Annotated in this window: 17 protein-coding genes and 1 pseudogene; 11 read left to right on the top strand and 7 right to left on the bottom strand. The window is 35.0% G+C overall.

From position 1 onward, the window contains the following. The first annotated feature begins 36 nt into the window (after positions 1-36). The 6 genes and pseudogenes from Bra60_RS06850 (at position 37) to Bra60_RS06830 (ending at position 5,092) form a co-directional block, all read left to right on the top strand. Entirely contained in the window at positions 37-354 is a 318-nt protein-coding gene (locus Bra60_RS06850; RefSeq protein ID WP_236823919.1) for a conjugal transfer protein TraJ, read from the top strand. Further along, a complete protein-coding gene (locus Bra60_RS06845) occupies positions 344-1,012 on the top strand; it encodes a virB8 family protein (protein ID WP_078673470.1) in 669 nt (222 codons plus the stop codon). Before Bra60_RS06850 ends, Bra60_RS06845 begins: the two co-directional genes overlap by 11 nt. Continuing rightward, positions 1,009-1,866, top strand: a complete 858-nt coding sequence (gene virB9 / locus Bra60_RS06840) for a P-type conjugative transfer protein VirB9 (protein ID WP_078688182.1) — start codon at positions 1,009-1,011, stop codon at positions 1,864-1,866. Before Bra60_RS06845 ends, virB9 begins: the two co-directional genes overlap by 4 nt. A gap of 2 nt (positions 1,867-1,868) precedes the next feature. Then, on the top strand, positions 1,869-3,068 hold the full coding sequence (gene virB10, locus Bra60_RS06835) for a type IV secretion system protein VirB10 (protein WP_078688630.1): 1,200 nt from the start codon (positions 1,869-1,871) through the stop codon (positions 3,066-3,068). Continuing rightward, positions 3,065-3,382, top strand: a pseudogene (locus tag Bra60_RS07185) (P-type DNA transfer ATPase VirB11); the annotation flags it as partial. The gene virB10 and the pseudogene Bra60_RS07185, both read left to right, overlap by 4 nt. A gap of 48 nt (positions 3,383-3,430) precedes the next feature. Then, entirely contained in the window at positions 3,431-5,092 is a 1,662-nt protein-coding gene (locus Bra60_RS06830) for a BID domain-containing T4SS effector (protein ID WP_153300968.1), read from the top strand. Between the two features lie 187 nt (positions 5,093-5,279). Here the strand turns inward: Bra60_RS06830 and Bra60_RS06825 are convergent, their stop codons facing one another. The 4 genes from Bra60_RS06825 to dnaK all read right to left on the bottom strand — a co-directional run bounded on the left by Bra60_RS06825 (position 5,280) and on the right by dnaK (position 10,540). Beyond that, on the bottom strand, positions 5,280-6,203 hold the full coding sequence (locus Bra60_RS06825; RefSeq protein ID WP_236823918.1) for a DMT family transporter: 924 nt from the start codon (positions 6,201-6,203) through the stop codon (positions 5,280-5,282). A 23-nt stretch (positions 6,204-6,226) separates the two neighbouring features. Beyond that, complete coding sequence (gene argB, locus Bra60_RS06820) at positions 6,227-7,132, bottom strand: acetylglutamate kinase (RefSeq protein WP_078688181.1); 906 nt, start codon at positions 7,130-7,132, stop codon at positions 6,227-6,229. Between the two features lie 235 nt (positions 7,133-7,367). Further along, positions 7,368-8,495, bottom strand: a complete 1,128-nt coding sequence (gene dnaJ / locus Bra60_RS06815) for a molecular chaperone DnaJ (RefSeq protein ID WP_078698193.1) — start codon at positions 8,493-8,495, stop codon at positions 7,368-7,370. Between the two features lie 155 nt (positions 8,496-8,650). Next, complete coding sequence (gene dnaK / locus Bra60_RS06810) at positions 8,651-10,540, bottom strand: molecular chaperone DnaK (RefSeq protein WP_035006353.1); 1,890 nt, start codon at positions 10,538-10,540, stop codon at positions 8,651-8,653. A gap of 714 nt (positions 10,541-11,254) precedes the next feature. On the opposite strand from dnaK, the gene Bra60_RS06800 reads away from it, so the two are divergent. The 3 genes from Bra60_RS06800 (at position 11,255) to Bra60_RS06790 (ending at position 14,876) form a co-directional block, all read left to right on the top strand. Next, positions 11,255-11,791, top strand: a complete 537-nt coding sequence (locus Bra60_RS06800; protein ID WP_078698191.1) for a copper chaperone PCu(A)C — start codon at positions 11,255-11,257, stop codon at positions 11,789-11,791. Positions 11,792-12,341: 550 nt separating this feature from the next. Then, positions 12,342-13,064, top strand: coding sequence for a response regulator transcription factor (locus Bra60_RS06795; protein ID WP_078698190.1), 723 nt, complete (start codon positions 12,342-12,344; stop codon positions 13,062-13,064). A 39-nt stretch (positions 13,065-13,103) separates the two neighbouring features. Next, the gene (locus Bra60_RS06790) at positions 13,104-14,876 is read left to right on the top strand and encodes a sensor histidine kinase (protein WP_078698189.1); all 1,773 of its coding nucleotides are present in this window, start codon (positions 13,104-13,106) and stop codon (positions 14,874-14,876) included. Positions 14,877-15,271: 395 nt separating this feature from the next. On the opposite strand, the gene grpE is transcribed toward Bra60_RS06790, so the two are convergent. Then, positions 15,272-15,934 carry a nucleotide exchange factor GrpE gene (gene grpE, locus Bra60_RS06785; protein ID WP_035006359.1) on the bottom strand — a complete coding sequence of 221 codons (663 nt, stop codon included), beginning with the start codon at positions 15,932-15,934 and terminating at the stop codon, positions 15,272-15,274. 120 nt (positions 15,935-16,054) lie between these two features. After that, positions 16,055-17,125, bottom strand: coding sequence for a heat-inducible transcriptional repressor HrcA (gene hrcA, locus Bra60_RS06780; RefSeq protein ID WP_078688178.1), 1,071 nt, complete (start codon positions 17,123-17,125; stop codon positions 16,055-16,057). 527 nt (positions 17,126-17,652) lie between these two features. Between hrcA and rdgB the strand changes: the two genes are divergently transcribed. Together rdgB and hemW are read left to right on the top strand one after the other, a co-directional pair. Continuing rightward, positions 17,653-18,300 carry an RdgB/HAM1 family non-canonical purine NTP pyrophosphatase gene (rdgB, locus tag Bra60_RS06775; RefSeq protein WP_078688177.1) on the top strand — a complete coding sequence of 216 codons (648 nt, stop codon included), beginning with the start codon at positions 17,653-17,655 and terminating at the stop codon, positions 18,298-18,300. Continuing rightward, positions 18,297-19,496 carry a radical SAM family heme chaperone HemW gene (gene hemW, locus Bra60_RS06770; RefSeq protein WP_078688176.1) on the top strand — a complete coding sequence of 400 codons (1,200 nt, stop codon included), beginning with the start codon at positions 18,297-18,299 and terminating at the stop codon, positions 19,494-19,496. The genes rdgB and hemW overlap by 4 nt, the downstream gene beginning before the upstream one ends. 50 nt (positions 19,497-19,546) lie before the next feature. Here hemW and dapE read toward each other — a convergent pair whose 3' ends face one another. Next, positions 19,547-20,713, bottom strand: coding sequence for a succinyl-diaminopimelate desuccinylase (gene dapE / locus Bra60_RS06765; RefSeq protein WP_078688175.1), 1,167 nt, complete (start codon positions 20,711-20,713; stop codon positions 19,547-19,549). Positions 20,714-20,856: the final 143 nt, after the last annotated feature.

The raw sequence follows: 20,856 nt of genomic DNA, 5'->3' as shown, positions 1-20,856 counted from the left end.
CCAATGTTTTATTTTTCAAAATGTTTGCGAGTCCAAATGATGCAACTAAAAATCACTATCATTTTGATCCTTTTGATAACACTTACTGGTTGTGCTTCTTTAAAAAGTGGAGCCCAAAAACTTCCACGCTGTAATGGACAGAACGCTCGTATGCTCAATCATGGTAAGTGGAACTGGAATCATTATAACATCATTCACAATACGGCGATCAAACCCATTACAACTCCTATTATCCTAAATACACAAGAAAATGAGGCACCAAAAGCTCATATTGGACTCCCCGCATCTTCTGTAGACACAATAAACCATCAAATGCCCTCTTATAAAAATGCGGAGATCACACATGAAAAGTGATGAATTTAAAGAATATATAAGAGAAGCGCGGTCATTTGATATTGACCGTATGCGTAGTACGCGACTACAAATGAAAATTGCTGTAGCCTTGACTGTGCTTTTTGGGTTGATGACAATCGCTTTAGCCTTAGCTGTAGTGGCATTAACACCCTTAAAAACCGTAGAGCCTTTCGTTATTCGTGTGGATAATTCTACAGGTATTGTCGATGTTGTCAGTGTTCTAAAAGAAGAACCCCAAAACTACGATGAAGTAATAACGCGCTACTTCGCCAGCAAATATATTCGTGCACGCGAAGGTTTCCAATTATCAGAGACAGAAAATAACTTTCGTATCGTTTCTCTTTTATCTTCCCTAGAAGAACAAAATCGCTTTGCCAAATGGTATTCTGGAAATAATCCAGACAGTCCGCAAAATATCTATAAAAATATGTCCGTGACAATCACAATAAAATCGATCTCTTTTTTAAGTAAAGATCTCGTTCAAGTACGTTACTATAAAACAATTAGAGACTCCAATGGAAAAGAAGATATTTTCCATTGGGTTTCAGTCTTAAATTTTTCTTACGTTAATGCACGCATTTCAGTAGAAGATCGCTTAATTAACCCGCTTGGCTTTCAAGTATCAGCATATAGATCTGATCCAGAGGTGGTCCAATGACTAGAGTCATAAAAATATTTTTTTTAACTCTCCTCGTTGCAATAAACTGTCATATGTCTTTCTTATGGGCAGAAATTTCTCCCGTAAGCGCACATAAAGACAACCGAATTAGATTTATTAATTATGATCCACACAATGTGACAAAAATCATTGGATCTATTCGCTCTTCAGTACAGATTGAATTCGCTAATGATGAAAATATTGCCTATATTGGAATTGGCAATTCAGTTGCTTGGCAAGTAGCACCAGCTGGTCACTTTGTCTTTCTCAAACCGCGTGAAGTTCAGCCGATTACCAATCTACAAATCATCACAACTCGTCAAGATGGAACAAAACGATCTTATCAATTTGAACTTCAAGTGCGTGAAGGTGATGTTTCCGTCGGTAATGACACATATTTCCTTGTAAAGTTTCGTTATCCAGAAGATGAAGCATTGCGTAAACAATTAGCTGAACAAGCCAAAGCACAAAAAAATGAAGAAGAATTTGTCGATAATATCCTCAATATGCATGAACATTTTGGACCACGCAATTGGGCTTATGTCGCTCAAGGTTCACCCCTCATTGAACCAAGTTCAGTCTATGATAATGGTAAAACTACAACATTTACCTTTTTAGACAATAATGAAATCCCCGCCATTTATCTTGTCACACTTGATGGACAAGAAACTATCGTTCCAAAATCAATTAAAGGAAACCAGGTCATTGTTCACGCCATAGCCATGCAATTCACTTTGCGACGTGGTAACGAAGTCCTGTGTATCTTTAATAAAGGGTTCATACCAAGAGGAATTAACCCAGAAACCGGTACAACATCACCTTCTGTCCAACGTGAAATAAACGTAGAGAAATAGCCATGAATAATGATGAATTGGACGAAATAAATCTTAATGACCGCGATACAATAAAGGATGGTCAAGAAAAAAAAGAGGGCTTTAATTTAGGAAAAGCCATTGCTCTTCTTATTCTCTTTGGTGTCTGTATTTATTTAATATATGCAATCCTTTCAACTTCAAAAGACACAAAAAAACAGCCCATAGAATTGCCGAAAGAAGAAAGAAGCAGACAAACAGAGCTTTTCCAATCGATAAAACCAACAATAGCTCCTCTAGAGCTAGCTGATAAAAATACCCCCCTGCTGCCTAAGGTTGAAATACCAGCGCCAACAATCAATCAGCCAAAATCTGATCATAAACTATTAGAAGCAGCGCAACGTGCTCCCGTTTTAGCCTATTTTAATCCAAATCAGCAACAGGGTATTCCAGAAAATAATAGCGTGCCTTCTAACCAAAGCAATGATAAATCGAATAAAACAACACAATCCTTTAATCAACTTCTCGAACCAACAAAGTTAGATGGTGTTCGTGCATCAACGCTTGGTAACCGAAATTACATCATTGCAATGGGAGCTTCCATCCCATGTATCTTAGAAACAGCAATCAGTAGTGAACAACAAGGGTTTGTGAGCTGTATCGTTTCTAGAGATATCTTATCAGACAATGGTCGTGTCGTCTTGCTCGATAAAGGAACGCAAATCATTGGTGAATATCGTGCGGGTTTAAAAAGAGGCCAATCGCGTCTCTTTATATTATGGAATAGAGCCAAAACACCAGACGGTATTATTATAACATTATCCTCACCCGCAACAGATTTCTTAGGTCGATCAGGTGTTGATGGCGATATTGACAATCATTGGTTTGAACGACTTGGTTCTGCACTTCTTGTTTCAATCGTCAGAGATGGAACAAATTATTTAAATAACCAGCTAGATTCACTAAAAATGCCAACAACACAAGAACAAACAACAGATACCGTGTCTTCAGAAAAATATACCCTTTCTGCAGGAACATATATGGCAAAGATTATCGCGGACAATTACGCTAATATCCCTCCAACCTTGACCAAAAATCAGGGTGAAATGGTTAATGTTTTTGTTGCCCGCGACCTGGATTTCTCAACTGTATATAAATTGAAAATTGTTGAAAATAATAAACAGGTCATTCGTCGTGCCTTTTCAGGAGACTTTCATAAAAATTCTACAGTGACATTAAAATGAAACAAAACTTCCAAAATTTAAGCGATGAAGCCACTGCTATCGTTTTAACAAAACTTAAACCAATTGATAACTTTCTCAAAGATGAAAGTCTTTTTGAGATCGTTATTAATCGTCCCTATCAAATCATGATTGAAGGAATTTCAGGATGGAAAACAATAGAAGTACCAGAATTCTCCTTTAATGAGCTCATGGGTATGGCTAAAGTGATCGCGGCCTATTCTAAGCAAAGTATTTCCGATAAAAACCCAATATTATCCGCTACTTTGCCAAATAATGAGCGTATTCAAATTGTTATACTACCAGCTGTAAAAAAACATTGATTAAACATTCTATAGAAAAAATTACACTATAAGGAGAGAATAATGAAAGAGATACTCTCAAATGAAGCAATAGCAATAGAAACAGAATTATCATTCAAGCCGCCTTTACCTAGTCATTATACCTATCCCAATAGTCTTACACTAAAGAATAAATATGGTATAATAGATCATAAAGAGTTTACGGATAAATGTGCCCATGATTCAGCAAAAGCAGCTATTAATTTGCGTCAAGAAGCACTGCCAAAAGAATTTAATTCTTCCTATTTAGAATATCTTCACAAATGCTTATTTGAGAATACATTCGAGTGGGCTGGGTGTACCCGCGATATCCCTTTTGCATTTAAAGATGGTACAGTCGCGGTTATGCCAGAAATGATGAGATCAAATTGGAAAACAGACCAACCAATTATTTTTGCAACTGGCAATAAAGTTCAAGATGGTTTAAGAAATATAGATAGAATACTTGTCGAAAAAAACAATTTACAAAACTTACCGCGTCGAGAATTTATTCATCATCTAGCAGAAATATTTGCTTCTCTCAACTACACGCATCCTTTCAGAGAAGGCAATGGACGTACACAACGGATATTTTGTGAAAAACTTGCTCAAGCTGCAAATTATAATCTTGATTTTTCAATTGTAACAAAAGAGCGTATGTCTGAGGTTAGTATTGCAGCAGCGCAAGATGGCAATCTAGAACCTATGAAAAAGCTTTTTGATGATATCTCTGATCCCAAAAAAACGGCTATTTTAAAAGAATTCATAAGTAATACACAAAATCTTGATCAAGAGGATATTAATAACTGTATTATTGTAACAGAAGATGAAGGTGCAACTTATACAGGAATTTATAAAGGTGAAAGCCCAAATAGCATTGTAATCAAAACGGACAATATCTACACAGTCTGTAGCAAAGATTATTTAGCACCAGAACAACTAAAAACATTAAAGCTTAATAATGAATACACCTTTACAATTCCAATGCAACAAAATCTTAAAAACACTCTCATTCCAAAAGAAAAATTTCCCTCTTTAACAAAGAGTGAAATAACTAAAAGTATTATAAAAGATGCCTGTATCCAAGCTAAACTAAGGCAAATTACGCATTTATCAAAAATTGTTTATGGCAACCCCAAAATATTAAATGAACAGATCAAGATGATTACTAATAATCCAAAGGTAAGCAAACAGCTTTCCACACAAATTATGTCTTCTCCTAATTCTATTGCTAATCTTGCTGGTATAGGAATATTGGGTATGAAAAACTTGGCACGTAAAAAAGCTGAAAATCATATTATCAAACTCGCTAATTCAATTGACAGTTACGCGTCTGCTGTAAAAAATGTTGAGACAACAATAATTCAAGAGCACCAATCAGAACAAAAACGCCGTCAAACAACGGTAAAACTACCTAGTGCAGCATTACGAGACATTCTTAACTTACCAGAAGAAAAACGGAAGGAATTTTTATCAAATAAAAAGTTATCTTCTTCGATTGGCAAAGAACTCAAGGAATTTATGAAAGCACTCAATGCTCGTCTTTCACCAAGCGAGCATAAAAATATCCATGAAAGTAATCATCAACAATTTGCTAAAAGTGTTGGCATCTCAGAAGATAAAGCAGCAGCAATCATAAAAGTTGCTCAAAAATCTAAAGAAATATCCCAACAAATAAAAACACCAGTATTGAATCTTGAAAAATAGTTATTGTACCAAGCTAAAAATATGTTCTTTATGTGAATATATATAAATAGAAATATTTTGAAATTATCTTAATCCATATAGAGCATTGTTAATGCTACATTCAGGTGTGTAAACTCTACAGAATCTTAGTATGATGTTTAAAGAATAATCACGGTAAGATTAAATATTACAAAAAAAAACAGACTAATTACTTTTTTTCAGTTATTTTATTTTTTTTACGCCATTGTGAAGGTCGTAACTCAGCCACTACAATCCCTATTATAATAAACAAACCACCCAATAAAGCTGAGGGAGATAAATACTCCCCAGCTAAACGCCCAATAATACCAGCCCATACAGGCTCACCAGCATAAATAACTGTTGCCCGAGTGGGTGAAATAGATTTCTGCGCCCAATTCATAGTCAATTGGATAACCGCACTCATTAATGCCAATCCCAAACCTACATTAAACCAAACCCACGAAAATTCAGGAATACTTTCACCCATTAAAGGCATAAAGCAAAATGCAAAGAGGCTACAAAAAAATAACTGTATAATTGTTATACGTCGGCTATCAACCTTATTTGCAAAAAATCCGATCAGTATAATTTCTCCAGCAATTGCCAAAGCTCCCAGCAGAATAAAAATTTCACCTTTTGAAAAATGAATATCTTTGAAATTTTGTCCAGAAATTAGTATGAGTCCAACAAAAGCAAACACAGTACCAATCCAACTACATAAATGGGGTAGCTTTCTAAAAAAAATCCATTGTAAAATTGGAACTATCGGAACATACATCGCAGTAATAAAAGCTGCCTGACTACTAATAACAGTCTGAAGCCCTGCCGTTTGAAAAGTACAACCAAGAAATATTCCAAAACCTATAGCCATTCCAGCAAAAATTTCATAAACAGTTATATCTTTTATAGATCGCCAAAAAATCACTGTAGTTATAAGTGTTGCAACAATAAAACGAAATCCTACAAAAAACAGAGGCCCACTATAACGTACCGCAATATGAATAATGAGAAACGTAATACCCCACAATACTGTCGCAAAAAACAATGCCAATTCTTGCTTACTAAATAGGAGATATCTCGATTGTTTCATTCTAGCTATAAAAGGCTTCATCTTTCAAATTCATCCTATATTACTTACGAAACAATGAACGTTCCTGCTCCATGTTCAGTAAAAAGTTCAAGCAAAATAGAATGAGGCGTTTTTCCATTCAAAATCACTACACCCTCTACACCTTCTTGAATAGCTTTAATACAAGTTTCTACTTTTGGAATCATACCTCCTGAAATTGTTCCATCTTTGATAAGTTTTTTAGCTTTAGAAATGGTCAATTCCTTTAAGAGTTTCTTTTCTTTATCCAAAACACCAGAAACATCCGTTAAAAATAAAAGACGTTTTGCTTTTACAGCACCAGCAATTGCTCCAGCAAAAATATCAGCATTAATATTATAAGTTTTACCATCTCGTCCTGGAGCAACAGGAGCAATAACCGGAATCATTTCAGAACATGCTAAAAGATCAAGCAATGTTCGATCAACTTTAACAGGTTCACCAACAAATCCTAAATCTACAATACGTTCAATATGTGAATCAGGATCAATTACAGTCTTATAAGACTTTTCAGCAAAAACCATATTACCATCTTTACCACAAAGTCCAATTGCCCATTCACCCTCAGCATTGATAAGGGCTACAATTTTCTTATTTATTGAGCCTGCTAAAACCATTTCAACGACTTCAACAATTTTTTCATCGGTTACACGTAAACCATCTTCAAATCGTGATTCAACCCCCATTTTAGTTAAGATTTCAGCAATTTGAGGACCTCCACCATGAACAACAATAGGATTAATGCCGGACTGTTTTAACAAAGCAATATCACGAGCAAAAGCTTGTCCTAAAGCAGGATCGCCCATAGCATTCCCACCATACTTCACAACAATTGTTTCATTTTCATACTTTTGCATATAAGGTAAAGCAGATGATAAAAATGCTGCCTGTTTTTCAAAAACTTTTTCATCATTTTTCTTGATATTACTCATCAAAGAGTCTCCGCATCATTTCTACCTTTTATTAATAGAGTTTCGGAAAAGTAAAAACAAGTTTTAACTATGCAATCCATTGAAAATCAATAATTTTTATCAAAACCACCTTAAATAATAATGAAAAACAAATAAGCATAACTTACTTAAAATGATCAAATATATAATTAATAATTTTGAGTTGTTATTAAAAATTATACATTAGCTTTTTAGGTTTTCTTTACACTAAATTTATTTAATTTTGATTAGCAATATTATCAAAAAACTCCTTCATACGTGCAAAAAAACCATGTGATTGGGGTGAATTTTCATGATTTGAAAGCTTATCAAATTCTTGTAATAATGCGCGTTGTTCTTGAGTCAATTTTTGTGGTGTTTCAATAGTGATGTGAATATAAAGATCACCCTTGGCTTGTTGACGTAACATAGGCATTCCCTTACCTTTTAAGCGGAATTGACGCCCATTTTGTGTACCCTCAGGAACTTTAACCCGTGCTTTAACACCATCAAGGCTGGAAACCTCAAATTCACCCCCCAAAGCAGCTGTAACCATTGAAATAGGCACACGACAATGAAGATCGGCGCCATCTCTCTGAAAAAATTCATGTGCTTTAATAGAAAGAAAAATATAAAGATCACCTGCAGAACCACCACCAATACCTGCATCTCCTTCACCAGAAAGACGAATACGCGTACCATCTTCAATACCTGCTGGAATATTGACATGCAATGAACGATTTTCTTCAACTCTTCTTGTCCCATGACACTTTAAACATGGATCCGTAATAATTTCGCCACGACCATGACAAACTGGACATGTCCGTTCAATAGAAAAAAACCCTTGTGCGGCACGTACGCGCCCAGCTCCATGACAAGCCCCACAAGTTGTTGGTTTAGAACCTTTTTTTGTACCTAATCCTTCACAAGCATCACAAACAATAGAACTTGGAATATTAATCTGCGCAGTTTTTCCCGTAAAAGCCTCTTCCAATGTCACTTCCATATTATAGCTTAAATCAGCTCCACGTTCACGGCCATCACTACGTTTACGATTCCCACCTCCCATAATTTCACCAAAAAAGTCTTCGAAAATATCAGCGAATCCACCACCAAATGGATGAGATCCTTCGCGGCTATTATTTTCAAAAGCTGCATGACCAAATCGATCATAAGCCGCTCGTTTTTGAGGATCTTTAAGAATTTCATAGGCTTCAACAATTTCTTTAAATTTCTGTTCCGCTTCTTTATCCCCTGCATTACGATCCGGGTGATACTGCATCGCTAGCTTACGAAAAGCAGATTTCAGCTTTTTATCATCACACCCACGGGTTACGCCAAGAATTTCATAATAATCAACCTTCATCATGTATTCCCGATAAATTTTTTGTTACCCATTCTAGATAACACTTGTTTTAATTTAGTTTTTTGAAAAACATAGAAAAAACTGCAACTAAACAATAAAGCCCAGCCTTATATCTCACAGGCCGGGTTATTAATTCACCAATGCATTTGCTTTAACTATTTCTTCTTATCATTAATTTCTTCAAAATCAGCATCAACAACATCATCATTTTTCGTATCTGTTTCAGCATTAGTCTTAGCTGACGAATCTTCATACATAGCCTGCCCAAGTTTCATACTAACTTCTGCTAATTTTTGCATTTTTGTGGTGACTTCTTCAGCATCATTACTCTCAAGAGCTGTTTTCAGATCAGCTATCGCGGTTTCAATCTGACCTTTGTCTTCAGCTGACAACTTATCACCATACTCATTCAATGACTTCTCAGTTGAATGGACAAGAGACTCCGCTTGATTTCTAGTTTCAACATTTTCACGACGTTTTTTATCTTCAGCAGCGTGTGCTTCTGCATCCTGAACCATCTTTTCTATATCAGCATCACTTAAACCACCCGATGCTTGAATACGAATCTGATGTTCCTTACCAGTTCCTTTATCCTTAGCAGAAACATTCACAATACCATTCGCATCAATATCAAAAGTAACTTCAATCTGAGGAACGCCACGTGGTGCTGGCGGAATACCAACGAGATCAAATTGAGCTAATAACTTATTATCATTAGCCATTTCACGTTCACCCTGAAACACACGAATAGTCACAGCATTCTGATTATCATCAGCCGTTGAAAAAGTTTGCGACTTTTTAGTAGGAATAGTGGTATTACGTTCAATTAAACGCGTAAATACTCCACCCAATGTTTCAATACCTAAAGACAAAGGTGTTACGTCTAGAAGCAATACATCTTTTACATCACCTTGCAACACCCCCCCTTGAATAGCCGCACCCATAGCAACAACTTCATCAGGATTAACACCTTTATGTGGATCTTTACCAAAGAAATTTTGTACAACTTCCTGTATCTTAGGCATACGGGTCATACCACCCACTAAAACAACTTCATCAATCTCACTTGCACTCAATCCTGCATCTTTTAATGCTGCTTTACAGGGCTCAATAGTTCGCTGGACTAAATCTTCAACTAAAGATTCAAACTTCGCTCGTGTCAATTTCATCGTTAAATGCTTAGGACCAGACTGATCAGCTGTAATAAACGGTAAATTAACTTCAGTTTGTTGTGAAGAAGAAAGCTCTATCTTCGCTTTTTCTGCAGCTTCCTTCAAACGCTGCAACGCTAGTTTATCATTTTTCAGATCAATCCCTTGCTCTTTCTTGAATTCCTCTGCAAAATAACTAACTAGGCGCATATCAAAGTCTTCACCACCTAAGAATGTATCTCCGTTGGTTGATTTAACTTCAAAAACACCATCTCCAATTTCAAGAACAGAAATATCAAATGTACCACCACCAAGATCATAAACAGCTATTGTTTTTCCATCTTTCTTATCTAAACCGTAAGCTAAAGCCGCTGCTGTAGGCTCATTGATAATCCGTAAAACCTCAAGCCCAGCAATTTTACCAGCATCTTTAGTAGCTTGGCGCTGTGCATCATTAAAGTAAGCAGGGACAGTAATGACAGCTTGCTCAACCTTTTCACCCAAATAGGACTCGGCAGTTTCTTTCATCTTTTGCAAAATCATTGCTGAAATTTGTGATGGAGAATATTTTTTACCTGCTTCCTCAACCCATGCATCGCCATTGTCACCTTTAACAATTTTGTAAGGTACAAGCGCTTTATCTTTTTCAACCATAGGATCATCAAAACGACGCCCAATCAAACGTTTAACTGCAAAAACTGTCCCTTCAGGATTTGTAACCGCTTGCCGTTTAGCAGGTTGTCCAACAAGCCGTTCTCCACTATCAGTGAAAGCAACAACTGAAGGTGTTGTCCGCGCTCCTTCTGAGTTTTCAATAACCTTTGAATTCGTGCCATCCATAACAGAAACACAGGAGTTAGTTGTTCCCAAATCAATACCAATTACTTTTGCCATATTTTAATCTCCACTCAGCAAGCTGTCTAAATCTTTATCAAGCAATCTTTATCAAGCATTTTTCTTTGACAGCTCCTTATCACATTTTATATCTTACATTAATTTTAAATTAAACAAATAATAAATTGAGAATCATAACAAGCTTGTTTCTTGGTATATAAGAATATCTCTTGATCCCTACAAGAGAATAACGAAAGAAACATCACTAAAATAAAAATTTACCCTTAATACCTTCATTTCAAAACCATTTTTACAGCATAAAATTAAATAGAATACTGTATTCCTCTTACAACTCTTATAAAAACATGAATTTATAATAAAATTATCAAGGATAGAATTAGTTTTTAGCTTTTTCTTTTTCTTCTCATAGCTATAAAAAATATCAAGTAAATATTCGTTACAAAAAATAGTTCATCGCAAATTATTATATATAATCATATTTGATTATAATGTGATCTATATTGAGACAAAGCGTTTTTTATTTTAATTATATTGTTAAAGACATTTTTTAAAATTTGCAGAAACATAAAATTAAATCGTTTGTCTTTATAATCTCTTATAATTATTTTTAGTTGTTTAACCAATATGTACATACTTTTCACTCTCTCATAAATCAATATAATGCAAACAACACTCTCCTTTATTTTGAATAAAGTTCTTGCTCTAAATAAAAAAGCATTTATATAAAAGGAAGATAAAAAAGAGGACCAAATAATCATGACTTTTATTACCAAAAGAATAAAAGATTTCTTTATATATAACACCACTGTAAAATACTTAAACAAAAATAATATTCTGAATCTCTTGTGTGTTTTTATTTTTATAGCTTGTCCCTCAGCTACAAACGCCCACCAATATAAACTCGGTAATTTGGAAATCATTGACCCTTGGACACGTACAACAGCTAAAAATGCAAAAGTGGGTAGTGGTTATCTTTACATTATTAATCATAGCGATACTCCTGACCAGTTGATTGCCATTTCGACAAATAGAGCAAAAGAAACAGAAATTCATTCTATGTCAGTAACTAATAATATTATGCAAATGAAAAAGATACCAAATGGCATTGAAATTCCAGGAAAGGGTGAAATCATCCTTAAACCTGGCGGTAATCATATTATGTTTATAGGGCTTTCAAAACCATTTCAACACAATGAAAAAATTAATGCAAAATTAATTTTTGAAAAAGCAGGAATAATCGAAGTTGACTTTTTGGCCAAAACAACAGGAGCAACATTTCCTTCTAAATAAGTTTTTTCGTAATTATTTAATTTGATTATGTTAAAATTCCCAATATTTCACTTTCTTATAAGATGTATACTTTTGTAAAAAGTCCTATTATCTTTCATTTATCACTGTAAACAAAACAACACTTTGCAAATAATCATTCATTATCTCCCTTTTAATCTTAATATTCCTTTTTCTATCTCAAGTTGAAATTTATCAAATGTACCTTCAAAATTGTTTCCTTTTTCGCAAAAAGTGCACTTTTTTGATATTATTATAAACTATTATTTTAAATAACAGATAGATAAATTGAATAAACTTACTCTATTTTTTTAGGCAGAAACAGAGTAAAATTTGATAAAAAACATCTTAATAAAAATTTTATATCGAAAAAAGGGATCTTAATACGCACACAAGCATTACAAAATTGTAAAGAAAAATAACCTTTGCTACAAAACAAAAGGTTCTTGTCTTTGCTACAATTTGTTCCATATTTGTTTTGCAAATAAAATGTGAACTCCCATATATATAATATGAAAGGTTCGCTTCTATAGTGAGAAAGGTTTAAGAAACCATGAAAGATACTCCAACCGTCACCCAAACGATTGTACTGGTTGACGATGATTGTAATATTTTAACATCTTTATCTTTTGCCCTTGAAACAGAAGGTTATCGGGTTGAAAGTTATACAGATGGATCAGCTGCACTTAAAAACTTAACACTTCACCCTCCACATTTAGCTATTTTTGATATTAAAATGCCACGAATGGATGGTATGGAGCTTTTGCGCCGTTTGCGTCAAAAATCTGATCTTCCAGTTATTTTTCTAACCTCTAAAGACGATGAAATTGATGAACTTTTTGGTCTCAAGATGGGAGCTGATGATTTCATTACAAAACCTTTTTCTCAACGTCTTCTTATTGAGCGAGTAAAAGCTGTTTTGCGTCGTTCTAATGCTCGCAACCAACCACTTCCGGTAGGCACAACACCAGCTTCTTCTCTCAAACGTGGTGATCTTGTTATGGACCAAGAACGCCATATATGTACATGGAAAAACAAACCTGTTATATTAACAGTTACAGAGTTTTTAATTCTGCAAACTTTAGCGCAACGGCCAGGAGTTGTTAAAAGTCGTGATGCTTTAATGGATGCTGTCTATAACGATCAAATTTATGTAGATGATCGTACCATTGACAGCCACATTAAGCGTTTGCGTAAAAAATTTAAACAAGTAGATAATGATTTTGCAATGATTGAAACGCTTTATGGTGTAGGTTACCGTTTTCATGAAGTATGAAACCATTTTGCCACAATAGGTTAAACGGCGAAGAACTCGATGAGAAAAAATACTCTACTAAATAAATCATCAAATAATACTTCTCCGATACAGCTTTCTATGTTTTTTCATTTGTATTTTCAGATACAGCGACTTTTGAGACAATTGTTCTTTTCCAGTCTCACACGCCGTATTGTGATTTTAAATCTTGCTGCCCTTGGTATTCTAGTTATAAGTATTTTGTATCTTAACCAATTTCGTAATGGTTTGATTGAAGCAAAAATTGAAAGTTTACGCACCCAAGGAAAAATTATTGCTGGAGCTATTGCTGCTTCTGCAACAATAGACACAAACTCTATTTTAATTGACCCTCAAAAACTGTTGGAATTACAAGCTGGAGAAAGTGTTACACCAATGCTTCAATCCACTGATACTTGGGATTTTCCCATTAATTCCGAACAAGTTGCTCCACTTTTACGACGTCTTATTACACCAAAAACAACAAGAGCACGGATATATGACCGTGACGCAACTTTGCTTCTTGATTCACGTGTTCTTTATTCGAGTGGTGAGGTTTTTACTTATGATTTACCTCCTATCCAAACAAAACAAAATTTATGGGAGCACTTAAAATTATTGTTTTTTAATACACTCTATGGCAACGGTATTGCTGTTGATAGAAGACAAGCAAAAGATAATGAAGCTCTTCATCCTGAAGTTTATCTAGCATTAAATGGCTCTTCTGCCACTGCTAAACGACGTAACAGGCAAGGTCAATTAATTGTTTCAGTTGCTGTACCTGTTCAACGTTATCGTGCAGTCGTTGGTGCTCTTTTGCTTTCAACTATTGGTACAGACATTGATGATATTGTGGAAAGTGAAAGATTAGGAATTTTTAAAATCTTTGCCGTTGTTGGAAGTGTTTTCTTGGTTCTTTCTCTATTTTTAGCTCATACTATTGCGCATCCACTAAGTAAATTATCTTCCTCCGCTAATCGCGTGCGTCATGGTCGCAGTAAGAGAATAACAATTCCTGATTTTTCAAAACGTGAAGATGAAATTGGTCGTCTTTCTACCTCTATTCGTGATATGACCAACGCTCTTTATACACGCATTGAAGCCATTGAACGTTTTGCAGCCGATGTAAGTCATGAATTAAAGAATCCTCTTACCTCGCTGCGCAGTGCCGTTGAAACATTACCACTGGCTAAAAATAAAGCACAACAGACACAATTACTTGAAATTATCCAACATGACGTGCATCGCCTTGATCGTTTAATTACCGATATTTCTGACGCATCGCGATTAGATGCAGAACTTGTTCGCGAAACTGCTAAAATAGTTGATATGGGTTCATTGTTAAAAAGCCTTATTCAAGCTATTCGTGAAATCCATTGTAATAAACAAAATATTGATATTAATTTGAATATTATTCCACGAATTAATGGCAAACCTTACCTAATTGTAGGGCATGAATTACGTTTAGGGCAGGTGATTTCCAATCTCATTGAAAATGCACGTTCTTTTGTACCTCGTAAAAATGGTAAAATTTGTATTACAATGAAAAATAATGCTTCAAATCTCATTTTAACTGTCGAAGACAATGGACCAGGTATTCGTTCAGAAAATATTGAACGTATTTTTGAACGTTTCTATACTGATCGGTCAGGCAAAGATGCTTTTGGGAAACATTCAGGTCTTGGCCTTGCAATTAGTCAGCAAATCATTGAAGCTCATAATGGAACTCTCATGGCTGAAAATATTATTGATCCCAAATCTAAAAAAGAAAAAATTGGTGCTCGATTTATTATCACCCTTCCACTTACCAAATAATTTCCCTTTCAAATGAAAAAGAAAATAATAATTTTCTATACTCATTTAGGTACAAAACAAGAATAATTAATTATAAATCCTCGTAAAATCAAATAATATGCAAAGATATTTTTAAATTGAAAATTAAGAAATAAGTGAAAGAGTTTAAATTCTTTATAATACAACTAATAGCTGCAGATCTCAATTAATTGAAAGCCTAAGAACTTTCTCAAATAATCTCATCGTTTTTATATCTTGAATCTCAAGTATAATTTTTTGCATAAAAGGCTCTACAAAATAATTGAATTGTTTTATATCTTCAAAATCGGAATAGTTTTAAACCATTCAATGCAATACTTTATACGAATGTAGATTTAAAAATTGGCATTTCACGATAAAATTTTTTTCCAATATATTTACACCGTTTCAGATTCAACAGAAACTTCTTTTACTGCCCCCTTAGTTACGCCAACTATTGCCGGGCGTAAGACACGTTCACCAATAATATAACCTGCTTGAACAACTTGTTGAACAGTGTTTTCTGGCACATCAGCATTGGGAATTTCAAACATTGCTTGATGGAAATGAGGATCAAATTTTTGTCCTTCTGGATCAATTTTTTTGACCCCATGACGCTCTAAAGCTGTCATCATTGCACGCTCGGTCATTTCAACACCTTCCACTAATGTTTTCAAACCGGAATTATTCTCACCTGCATCTTTTGGAATTGCTGCCAATGCGCGATGCAAATCGTCAGAAACAGACAACATATCACGAGCAAAATTAGCAATTGAATATGCTTTAGCATCAGCTACATCACGAGCTGTTCGACGTCGAAGATTTTCCATATCTGCTGCAAGACGTAAAATTTGATCTTTTAGCTGCTTATTTTCATCCTGCAAAATAACCAAAGGGTCAGCAGACTGAATTTCCTCTACCTCAGCATTTGGGTCACTTTCTCCCTCATGTATCTTTAAAAACTCATCAGAATCTTGTTTAAGTACATCACAATCAATTGGATTCTTCAAATCACAATTTTCAAATGAAGCATCAGCAAATTTGTTCTTTTCATCAAACATAAAAATTCTATTCCTTCATAAAATTTATACTCCTGATATCGAAATTTTTCAAACAAAAATCAAGAGCTTTTTACTTATCGGTTAGCACAATGATCGCTCCTAAGACAACATTCAACTATGCTAACGTAATAATTGTGATACAAGTTGAGCTGTATAATCAACCATAGGGACAATCCTTGCATAATTAAGACGTGTTGGTCCAATAACACCTACAGCACCAATGACTCTTTTCTGTGTATCACAATAAGGGGCTACCACTAAAGAAGAACCAGAAAGTGAAAATAATTTATTTTCTGAACCAATAAAAATACGCACTCCTGATCCTTCATCTGCTAAATCAAGTAACTGCGCCATGCTTTCACGTGTTTCAAGGTCATCAAACAAATATCTCAGCCGCTCTAAATCTTCTCCTGCCTTCACATCTTCAAGTAAGTTGCCCCGCCCCCGAACAATAAGATGTATTTTATTATCTGAATCTTCCCCTCCCCAGAGAGCTAAACCAGTTTCAACAAGATGTTGAGACAATTGATGAAGAGCAGCTCGTGTCTCTGAGCATAAACGTGCAACTTCTGCTTTTGCTTCATTAAGTGTACATCCCTGTATATGAGCATTGAGAAAATTTGTTGCTTCTGTCAATTGTGCATGAGTCACACCTTCTGGTAACTGAATAATACGATTCTCAACATCGCCTTTTTGTGTCACTAAAATTGCAAGAGCGTGTTCTCTATCAAGACGTACAAACTCGATATGTTTCAGTGTACCTTCCTGTTTCGTTGCGAGAACCAATCCTGCTCCTCGTGAAAGATCCGAAAGAATTTGACTTGCTTGAATTAAAAAATGTTCAACTGATTGTGCATTACCAACTTCTTTAACTTTATTTTCAATGTTTTCACGTTCCTCGGTTGGTAAATCACCTACTTCCATAAATGCATCAACAAAAAATCGCAAACCTGATTGTGTTGGCATTCTCCCTGCAGACACATGCGGCGCATAAATTAAACCAAGATGCTCAAGATCACTCATTACATTGCGAATTGTTGCAGGTGATAACGTTTGTTGTAAAAGGCGCGAAAGATTACGTGAACCCACCGGTTCACCATCATTAAGATAAGCCTCAACAATATGACAAAAAATATCACGTGAACGCTTATCAAGATTTTTTAAGGAGTCATCAAGGGATATTTTCTTCATCACAACTGTTTCACTATTTTAAAAATCCTTCTTTATTATATAAGATTATATAAGTTTTTCAAAGATATGGTCAAATAATCTAAATACAGTGCAAAAAATATATCGAATATCTATTACAATAATACCATTATTAAATATGAATAATCACCTAAAAATAAATATAAAAATATGCAGAATTATGTCTCATGAAAATAAAAAATAATTCTTTTTATAATTATCGAACTGATGACAAATACAGCTCATTGTACTCTGCAATAAATTTTTAAAAATCATTTGAAATTTATTCTTTACGATATATAAAATATTAATCCATGCTATAAAAATTTACAAATTAAAATTGATATCAATTTTATTATTTAATGAATCAATACATTGATATAAAAAATTTAAGCAACTACTAAAAAATTTTAATGATGTTGCATTGTTTCGTTGTATGCGAATTGTCAAAATCACTGTTACCAATTTTTATTCTATAAATAAACGCTGAGTTAAACCGAGATTATTGCCTTATTTCAGGAAACATACACATGAGAAATATCACAATCAAAAAACTTATTATTGCTACGCATAACACTGGTAAACTCCATGAAATTACCACATTGATTGCTCCTTTTGGTATAACAACACAATCGGTAAAAGAACTTGGCTTGCCCGAACCAAAAGAAACAGGAACAACATTCGAAGAAAATGCTTATATCAAAGCTTTTGCAGCCGCAAAAGCCACAAATTTTCCTGCTTTATCTGATGATTCCGGCATGGAAATAGACGCCTTAAATGGTGCACCCGGTGTTTATACAGCTGATTGGGCTCTCCAACCCGATGGTACACGTGATTTTGTAAAGGCTATGCAAAAAGTAGAAAATGAATTACAAAAAGTTGACCCTCTGAAAAAAAATCAACGTAAAGGTCGATTTATATCGGTTGTTTGCCTTGCATATCCCGATGGACATGCGGATTATTTTCGCGGTAGTGTTGAAGGTACATTCATTTGGCCACCACGAGGAAATAAAGGTTTTGGCTTTGATCCTATTTTTTTACCTGATGGATACGAAAATACCTTTGGTGAAATGTCAACAGAACAAAAACACAGTTGGAAACTTCATGGTCAAACTCCTCTTTCGCATCGCGCACGGGCCTTTAAACTCTTTGCGGAAAATCTTTTAGTTCTCTCATGACGAAACCCTTTGGCATTTACATTCATTGGCCATTTTGCACGAGCAAATGTCCTTATTGTGATTTTAATTCATATGTTCGTATAAATGGAGTAGATCAACCCCGTTTTGCAAACGCTTTTGAACGTGAAATAACAACACAAGCTAAGGAAATAGGCCCTCGCCACATTACAAGCATTTTTATTGGAGGAGGAACACCTTCCCTTATGGCACCTCAAACTGTTGATCGTTTATTACAAGCTGTCGCAAAAAACTGGACAATCGATGACAAAGCTGAAATCACACTTGAAGCTAATCCTTCTAGTGTAGAAGCAAATCGCTTCCGTAGTTATCAGTTAGCAGGTGTTAACCGTTTATCTTTAGGTGTACAAGCACTCAATGATAAAGCATTACAACAACTTGGTCGTCTCCATAACGTTAAGCAAGCTCTTCATGCTATTAATTTAGCACGTGAAATTTTCCCACGTTTATCTTTTGACTTAATTTACGCACGCCCCAAACAAACACTTAAACAATGGGAAACTGAACTTTTGCAAGCCATTAATTTGGCCGCAGACCATCTCTCTTTATACCAACTCACCATAGAAGATGGAACAACCTTTAAAAAGCTTCATGCAGCAGGAAAACTGATCCTACCAGCCTCAGAGCAAGCAGCAAATCTTTATACTCTTACCCAAGAAATAACCACTATGTATGGTCTTCCAGCCTATGAAATATCAAATCATGCGATTCCTGGTGCTGAATCGTGCCATAATCTCCTTTATTGGCGTTATCATGAATATGCAGGTTTTGGTCCAGGTGCCCATGGACGTTTTATTAAGCAGTCACTAAAAAATTCCTCTTTTTTTTCAGAAACATTTCCATCCAAAATTGAAAATCATAGCCGGTATGTCACAATAAACGAAAAACATCCCGAAAATTGGCTTGAGTTAGTAGAAACCAAAGGTCACGGTTGTATTGACGCAGAACGCTTGTCTCAAGAACAACAAGCCAATGAAATGCTACTCATGGGTATGCGTCTTTCAGAAGGACTTGATCTAGCACGCTATGAAACTTTAAGTTGCCAAAGTTTATCGCGAAAAAAACTGATCCGTTTACAACAACAAGGATTAATTGAAATAACGGACAAACAACATTTAAAAGCCACAACAACCGGACGCATTCTTCTTGATCATATTATTGGTCAATTAGCAAACTAAAATCTTTAAAGTTTCATCTTATCATGTCACTAAAATAATCACCACTCTATTTACGCAAAAAAATCGGTGATAAAACGTTCATAAATAGAAGTTAGATTTTCTATAGCATCAAGAGTCACACATTCATCGACCATATGCATAGTTTGCCCTGGCAAACCAAATTCAACAACCGGACAATAGTCTTTAATAAAGCGCGCATCCGATGTGCCACCAGAAGTCGAATACTCTGGAATATTTCCTGTTACACTTTTAATAGCATTCGACAAAATTCCAATTAATTTATCATTTTTGGTCAAGAAAACACCCCCTAAACCATATATCCATTCAAGCTGATAATATGGTACTTGATCATTTTCAGAGTGTACAGAAGCAAGGCGCTTCTCAATTTCAGCAACGAGTGTTTCTTTTGTCCAAAGATCATTATAACGTATATTAAAGCGAATAACTGTTTGTGCTGGTATAATATTTACAGACAAATTTCCTGTATCAATACTTGTCAATTCTAAATGACTTGCTTGAAAATCCTTTGTTCCTTGATCCAAAGCAGTTTGTGTCAACGCTTGAATAAGCTTACTTGCTAAAGGCAATGGATTTGCTGCTCGCTCGGGAAAAGCAACATGACCTTGGCGACCTTTAATCGTAATAATACCAGAAATCGATCCTCGCCGTCCAATTTTGATCATATCACCAACAATATTGACGCTTGTTGGCTCACCCACAATAGCCGCATTCCATTTTTCACCTTTTTGTACTGCCCATTCTAAAAGCTTGACTGTACCGTTTATCGTGGGACCTTCTTCATCACCGGTTATTAAAAAACTTACCATTCCCTTGAGTGTTTTTTTCTTCAGAAACCGAGCCATCGCCGCTATAAAACAAGCAATCCCACCCTTCATATCAACAGCACCTCGCCCATATAATTTTCCCTGGCTTATTACTCCCTCAAAAGGAGGATAAGTCCAGTTTTCTAATTCACCGGGTGGTACTACATCACTATGGCCAGCAAACATAAGATGTGGACCTTCACTACCTATCTTTGCATAAAGATTTTCAACATCTTCTGTATTTTTATCAACAAAAATAGGACGCTCAACACAAAACCCCATTTTTCTCAAAAAGTGCTCCAAAGTCGATAAAGCACCCGCTTCATGCGGTGTAACAGAAGGGCAACGAATAAGTGTCTGTAAAATTTGAACAGGATCTGTAAGAACAAACATAAAAGCTATTCCAATCTAAAAAGAACAATTTTAAAAAAGCTAAACTTAATTATACAAAAGATTAAAGTGAAAACCTTGAATCTATAAAAATAAAACTTCGTTATTTCATCCCCCTATAGTTCAGAATATATAACAGAACACTA

Origin of the sequence: Bartonella sp. Raccoon60 (genome assembly GCF_002022585.1) — a bacterium.
In the GTDB taxonomy this organism is placed as follows: Bacteria; Pseudomonadota; Alphaproteobacteria; order Rhizobiales; family Rhizobiaceae; genus Bartonella; species Bartonella rochalimae.
This window is presented reverse-complemented; position numbering and strand designations above follow the sequence as displayed.